At 47.6% G+C, this 3,583-nt stretch carries 5 protein-coding genes; 2 read left to right on the top strand and 3 right to left on the bottom strand.

The annotated features are described in order from the left end of the window. Positions 1-650 (top strand): aldehyde dehydrogenase family protein (locus tag H6F50_RS05220; protein ID WP_190427082.1); only part of this gene is annotated, 650 nt, incomplete at its 5' end. A gap of 112 nt (positions 651-762) precedes the next feature. On the opposite strand, the gene H6F50_RS05215 is transcribed toward H6F50_RS05220, so the two are convergent. The 3 genes from H6F50_RS05215 to H6F50_RS05205 form a co-directional block, all read right to left on the bottom strand. After that, complete coding sequence (locus H6F50_RS05215; RefSeq protein ID WP_190427080.1) at positions 763-1,356, bottom strand: sulfite oxidase-like oxidoreductase; 594 nt, start codon at positions 1,354-1,356, stop codon at positions 763-765. Positions 1,357-1,480: 124 nt separating this feature from the next. Beyond that, a complete protein-coding gene (rpmF, locus tag H6F50_RS05210; protein ID WP_190410231.1) occupies positions 1,481-1,654 on the bottom strand; it encodes a 50S ribosomal protein L32 in 174 nt (57 codons plus the stop codon). Between the two features lie 165 nt (positions 1,655-1,819). After that, positions 1,820-2,725: a hypothetical protein gene (locus H6F50_RS05205; RefSeq protein WP_190427078.1), complete on the bottom strand. Its 906-nt coding sequence runs from the start codon at positions 2,723-2,725 to the stop codon at positions 1,820-1,822. 258 nt (positions 2,726-2,983) lie between these two features. On the opposite strand from H6F50_RS05205, the gene H6F50_RS05200 reads away from it, so the two are divergent. After that, complete coding sequence (locus H6F50_RS05200) at positions 2,984-3,472, top strand: DUF2808 domain-containing protein (protein WP_242028907.1); 489 nt, start codon at positions 2,984-2,986, stop codon at positions 3,470-3,472. Positions 3,473-3,583: the final 111 nt, after the last annotated feature.

The following is a 3,583-nucleotide window of genomic DNA, read 5'->3' as shown; positions in this document are numbered from 1 at the left end:
CAGGTCAAACTTGTATTGCCCCAGATTATCTTTTAGTAGATAAAAGAATTAAAAGAGATTTGCTCGCACAAATCAAAAATTGTATTCACGATTTTTATGGGGATGAACCGGAAAAAAGCCCTGATTATGGCAGAATTATTAATCAAAAACACTTTAACCGTCTTTGTAAATATCTAGATGGGGATGTTTTGATTGGTGGAGAGACTAATCCATCTGAGCGATACATTGCTCCTACCGTCATCGATCGCGTGGGCTGGGAAGATCCAGTCATGCAAGAAGAAATCTTTGGTCCAATTCTGCCAGTCCTAGAATATACAGAGTTGAACGAAGCGATCGCGCTTGTCAACGCCAAACCGAAACCCTTAGCCCTCTACTTCTTCTCGAAAGACAAACAAAAGCAACAAACCGTCTTGCAACAAACCTCCTCAGGCGGTGTTTGCATCAACGATACCGTTATGCAGGTTGGTGTCCTAGATTTACCCTTCGGTGGCGTCGGAGAGAGCGGCATCGGTCGTTATCACGGCAAGGCAAGTTTTGAGACATTCTCCCATCAAAAAAGCGTACTCAACAAATCTTTTCTCGTTGATATGAAGTTGAGATACGCTCCCTATAAAGACAAGCTCAAGATCCTGAAGTGGCTAATGAAATAATTAGTAATGAGAAAAAAGTTTTAAATTGTAGAGGCGCGATTTATTGCGTCTGAGTTTTGAATTAAAGAATTCTTTTATAACTCAAAACTCAAAACTCTCTTTTCCTACTCCCTTAATAGCTATATCGCTCTTCTGCCCACGGTTCTCCCCGCCGGTGGTAGCCATTGCGCTCCCAAAAACCCGACTCTTCTTGCCGAAGAAATTCTAAGCCGTTAATCCATTTGGCGCTTTTCCAGGCATAAAGATGAGGGACAACTAGCCGCATCGGCCCGCCATGTTCCGCTGGTAGGGGTTCCCCAAATAGAGTGTGAGCAAAAAAGTTCTCTTCCCGGAGAAAGTCTTCTAAAGGAATATTCGTGGTGTAGTCGCCGTAGCAGTGTTCCATAACATGAACGGCTTTCGGGTCAACTTCCACCAGCTTCATAAAGTCTGTCACCTTAACGCCAGTCCACTGCACGTCGAGTTTAGACCAGCGGGTGACGCAATGGAAATCGGCAGTAAAGTTATGTTGGGGCAGAGCCATAAAATCTGCCAAGCTGAAAGTCTTTTCGGTTGCCAAACCCCAGACGCGAAATTGCCAGTTGTCAGTATCGATCTGCGGAGTGTTGCCGTAGGTCAGCACCGGGAAGCCTTTCGTCAGATATTGACCGGGAGGAACCCGTTCGCTCTCCTCCGATTCTGGTTTTTTGAAAAATTTTCCTAGCATGAGTCTAGTAGAGATGGCGTTTTGTGTACTCTAATTCTTAATATGCACTTATATCCAAAAAAATAGCGCCCAAAGGCGCTCGGAAATTCTAGGAGGCTGAGACGAAAAGCAACCTCTAGGATAATTATTCTTCTTCGGCTTCTTCTTCCTGGGTTGGATACACAAACTTAGAACGCCCAGTCAGAATCGATTTGCCCAAAGACAGAGCTTTCTGAGCTTGAATTGTCGCCTTGTGCTTCCAGGTGGCTTTGCGCTTATCGCGCTTGGATTTTGATGTTTTCTTCTTAGGAACCGCCATGATCGTAACTCCAGCAATCGTTTACAGCCTTCCTATTCTAAGAGATCCCTTGACCAGTTCAATCTAGTCGGGCGAATTTCTTGACTGTCTCACGCTTGTTCGTTCCCGATGAGGCAGTGAGCAGAGAGGTGTGCGCGGTGGTTCACACGCTGATTTGGGCGGTTTTTATCGCCCCTGTCCGGTGGTTCCCGTTCCAGTGGTTGGCGTAGTGGGATTGGGAATGTTCTCTGTTGGATTGGGAATGTTTTCTGTTGGATTGGGAATCGTTTCCGTGGGATTTACATTACCGCCAGGAAATGCTGGTGAAGAGGGAATCGTTGGCGAGGTGGGAGCAGTTGGTGCATTTGGTGCAGTTGGGGCTGCGGTTCCGGGTGCCTGGTTCTGAGGAGTACCGGGGGCTGCGGGAGCGGCTGTTCCCGGTGTCTGGTTCTGAGGAGTCCCTGTAGGCGCTCCAGGCGCGACATCCCTAATGTTACCGGGCACTGCGGTTGGTGGGGGAGTTGTAGCAGGTGCCCCCTGTGCTGGTGCTGGGGGGGGTTCGGCAGTAGCGGGGACGGGCTGATCGGAAGGCGTCACGTCATCGACAAAACCGAGTAAAGACTTGGTATTGGGGAAGTAGGTTGCCCAGCGGGGGGTATCGGGGCGGCTTCTCCAGGCTCCGCGAGTTACTTTTAAAGAAAGAATTGGTGCGATAGCTCCCTGATTTTGCCCCAGGATCATCACCGCAACGTCAGTCACTAAAATGTCGCGATCGAAGCTGCGCTGCGCCGCCGCCCTAGCCACTACCTCGGCTCTGCGGACAAAACCTTCGTAAGTTTCTGCTGGCTGACGAACCAAGGCAACTTCAGAGCGAGCAGTGTAAGCTTGGGCAATCTGCGGTATAAAAGCAGCCGTTGCCAGCCAAGTTGCTCCCCCACAACCGAGCAATGTCACTAAACTAATGGGTGCAATTCGCTTGCGAGCAAAAGACTTCATCAAATTAGCAGTCCTCTGACTCCACCCTCTCCCTTGAAACTCGATTGCTGATAAAACCTTCAAACCATCAGAACCCGATTCGTGCATAGTTGCCACCCGGTTTTTGCCCCGCCCTAAGAATCACCGATTTTAGCCTTCCTACTTTAAAGATAATGCCCAACAAAAATGTAGTTCATCTACATCATGGCTGAGAATTACCTCCCACTGTAGAGGGATTTTGCCATAGATCACGACAAAATTAAATTCAAAATAGTTCCGAGTAAATGAATCTTTTCTTGTCTTTGGTACTTGGCTATGCGTTCTTTTTTAGTTTTCAGCTCAACCCTAGCGGTAATAGCTAGCATGTGGGGAGTCTTGAGTCCTTCATCTAGGGCGATTCAGCTAGCAGATGGAACTGTTTCCTTTGAAAAACCGCCTCGCTTAATAGATGCTACGACTACCTTTGACCGGATTAATGTCTGGGGAGCTACCTATTATTTCACCGTCAGTCTGCCAGAAAATGCTGGTGAACCGCTTGGGCAAGTGACGATTACCCAAAACGAGGGATTAGAGATAATTCGATTTAAACTTAACGACAGCGAAGCATTTGTAGGGAAGCCTGGAAACAAAGGCGAAAAGTTAGGGCTGGGAAAAGTCATAAGAGATAGTCAGACAAACACCATTTCAGTCATGTTTGATCCTCCCGTACCTCCAGGTAAAACCGTTACGATTGGTCTCAATCCGGTACGTAACCCCTTCAGTAGCGGCGTATATCTGTTCCGAATCAAAGCTTTCCCAGCCGGAGAGAAAGCTTACGGTTTAGATTTGGGAGTAGGACGCCTGCACTTCTATTCGCCCTTTTAAAAGCTTGTCTTTCTCTTAACCATCATTGCCGAATTTTCCGGATAGGCTCTTATAGGGGATGTAGCCGTCTGAATTGCTTGCATACAACAAGTAAATTTGCAAGCGATCGCT

This window comes from Coleofasciculus sp. FACHB-712, from assembly GCF_014695635.1.
Taxonomy (GTDB): domain Bacteria; phylum Cyanobacteriota; class Cyanobacteriia; order Cyanobacteriales; family FACHB-T130; genus FACHB-T130.
Note: the sequence above shows the minus strand (reverse complement) of the source record. Positions and strands in the feature narration are given on the sequence as shown.